The following is a 2316-nucleotide window of genomic DNA, read 5'->3' as shown; positions in this document are numbered from 1 at the left end:
CTCGATGCCCTGGAGGACGGCACCATCACCCACGGTGACGCGGTGGTGATCCGCTACGAAGGCCCCAAGGGCGGACCCGGGATGCGGGAAATGCTCGCCATCACCGGTGCCATCAAGGGCGCCGGCTTGGGCAAAGATGTGCTGCTGTTGACCGACGGCCGGTTCTCCGGCGGCACCACCGGCCTGTGCGTCGGGCACGTCGCACCGGAGGCGGCCGACGGCGGCCCGATCGCCTTCCTGCGCGATGGCGACCGGATCCGGCTGGACGTCGCCAATGGCACCCTGGACGTGCTTGGCGATGCCAACGAGTTCGCTTCCCGCCGTGAGGGTTTCACCCCATTGCCGCCACGCTACACGTCCGGCGTGCTGGGCAAGTACGTCAAGCTGGTGGGATCGGCAGCCCACGGAGCGATCTGCGGGTAGCCGCCTACTTCACCAGCGCGATCGCGAAGCCGTCCCAGTGCTTGGCGCCCACCGTCTGCAGCACCGCGGTGTCGAGCCTGGGATGCTCACCCATCATCTCGAGCACCCTTCTCGTCCCGCGTACCACGGCATCCTGATCGGGCGACAGGATCGCGCCCTCCCGAATCACGTTGTCCACCACGATCACTGAGCCGGGGTGGGTGAGCTTGACGGCCCACTCCAGGTAGCCGGGGTTGTTTTCCTTGTCCGCGTCGATGAACACCAGGTCGAACGGGCCGCCAGTGACGCTCGGCAGCGTATCGAGGGCGGCGCCGACGATCACCTTCACCCGATCGCCGACACCGGCGCGGTCGATGTTGGCCCGGGCCACCTCGGCGTGCTTGGGCTCGTACTCCAGCGTTGTGACGCGACCGTCCGGTCCGGCGCCGCGAGCCAGCCAGATCGTGCTGAAGCCGCCCAGTGTTCCGATCTCCAAGATGCGACGAGCCCCGACCGCGGTGGCGAGCAGGCTCAGGAACTTGCCCTGTTGCGCTGAGACGGCGATCTTCGGCAACCCGGCGGCATCGCTGTCCTCGAGGGCGGCGGACAACACCGGATCGTCGTCCAGCACTGTGGTGTCCAGAAATTCGTCGACGTCAGCGGGGGTTGGTTTGTGGGTCATGGGCCAACGCTAGCCCGGCGCCGATGCGTGCCGCCACTGGATTAAGCGTCGTTGCCGGATACCCCCAGGGGGTATATGCTGACCCGGGTCAGACCCCAATCCAGAAGAGGTGAAGAAGATGTCCAACGAAGCAGGCACCCTGTTGAGCTGTGGTCACGACGGCTGCGGCTGCCGGGTTCGCATCGAGGTCGCATGTCACTGCAGCGGCGCCGATCAGGCATACATCTGCAAGTGCGGCGACGAGATGGTCGAGGTCGCCAGCTAGCGCACGCCCTCTTTCGCGTACACCACCCGCAATACGTGCCCGGCTTCGGGCCCCATGACCAATTCGGCCAAGGTGCACAGCGTGGTGACGTACTGCGATCCGTGCGGCGGCTGTACATCGCAGAGGTGGTGCGCGATTTCGTGCAGCACAACGAGTTCACGCATCGCCCAGCCGGCGTCGTGATGATCGGGTACCGCGATAATGCCTGTGCCGTCCTGGTTTTCGTAATGAGCTGCGGTCGAGGCCTGTCGGGCCCGCACTCGCAGCGGCGTTACTTTGGGCCACTGTCGTTGCAGCGCCGGCAGGGCCAGCACGTCGTCGACGTAGCGCTGCACCGCGGCCAGCGACCCGAACCGCGCCTCGGGCGGCAGGGTCAGCTGCGTGCCGAAGAACTCCACACTGTTCGAGCCGTGTTCGGCGGCGCGGTCGAACAGCGTGCGCACGAAGTCCTCGGCGGCGTAGACCTTCGAGCGCTGCGAGTCCCGCGCGGACGAATCGTCGGCGTTCACCGCTCCAGCGCGCTCCGCGCCCCAGACAGCTCCGGGCCGCTGCCCAGCCTTGCCCGCTTACCGGCCCGGTCTCCCGCCCGCCGCGCCGACGACGAATATCCCGCGGTGGCCCGGCTGGCCTGCCAGGTGCCCCGCGCCTTCGACGCCGTTCGATAGTAGTCCCGAAGCTCGATCTCCTTGTTCCGCAGGGCGATTGCCGTGCCTGGCGGACGGCGACGGTCCTTCTTCGCTTCTCGCTGGGTCTGCTCGCGAGCCTCGGCCAGCCGCTGACCCACCCGCGCACCGAACGCCAGCTGAAAATTCAGCCGGGCGGTGACCGTCGGGGTCGGCCGGTGTGCGCCCGAGGTGATGTAGGAGTCTGACGCGCGGACCATCTGGACGACCAGGCTGGCGTACAGCGCATGGGTGGCGTCGATGTCCTCGGCGAAGCCGTAGGCGTAGACGAACGTCGAGTTGGA

The 2316-nt window shown here is 67.4% G+C and carries 5 protein-coding genes; 2 read left to right on the top strand and 3 right to left on the bottom strand.

What is annotated here, in order from left to right; genetic code table 11:
- A partial coding sequence (locus VGH54_RS13365) for a dihydroxy-acid dehydratase (RefSeq protein WP_331512490.1) occupies positions 1 to 423 on the top strand: 423 nt, incomplete at its 5' end.
- Positions 424 to 427: 4 nt separating this feature from the next.
- Here VGH54_RS13365 and VGH54_RS13360 read toward each other — a convergent pair.
- On the bottom strand, positions 428 to 1084 hold the full coding sequence (locus tag VGH54_RS13360) for an O-methyltransferase (RefSeq protein WP_331512488.1): 657 nt from the start codon (positions 1082 to 1084) through the stop codon (positions 428 to 430).
- A gap of 118 nt (positions 1085 to 1202) precedes the next feature.
- On the opposite strand from VGH54_RS13360, the gene VGH54_RS13355 reads away from it, so the two are divergent.
- On the top strand, positions 1203 to 1349 hold the full coding sequence (locus VGH54_RS13355; RefSeq protein ID WP_331512487.1) for a metallothionein: 147 nt from the start codon (positions 1203 to 1205) through the stop codon (positions 1347 to 1349).
- On the opposite strand, the gene VGH54_RS13350 is transcribed toward VGH54_RS13355, so the two are convergent.
- Positions 1346 to 1858: a TIGR04338 family metallohydrolase gene (locus VGH54_RS13350; RefSeq protein ID WP_331512486.1), complete on the bottom strand. Its 513-nt coding sequence runs from the start codon at positions 1856 to 1858 to the stop codon at positions 1346 to 1348. The two genes, VGH54_RS13355 and VGH54_RS13350, sit on opposite strands and share 4 nt — an antisense overlap.
- The coding region (locus VGH54_RS13345) for a DUF7168 domain-containing protein (RefSeq protein WP_422656395.1) at positions 1855 to 2316 on the bottom strand (462 nt) is incomplete at its 5' end. The genes VGH54_RS13345 and VGH54_RS13350, both read right to left, overlap by 4 nt.

It is taken from the genome of Mycobacterium sp. (assembly GCF_036488105.1).
Classification (GTDB): Bacteria; Actinomycetota; Actinomycetes; order Mycobacteriales; family Mycobacteriaceae; genus Mycobacterium.
This window is presented reverse-complemented; position numbering and strand designations above follow the sequence as displayed.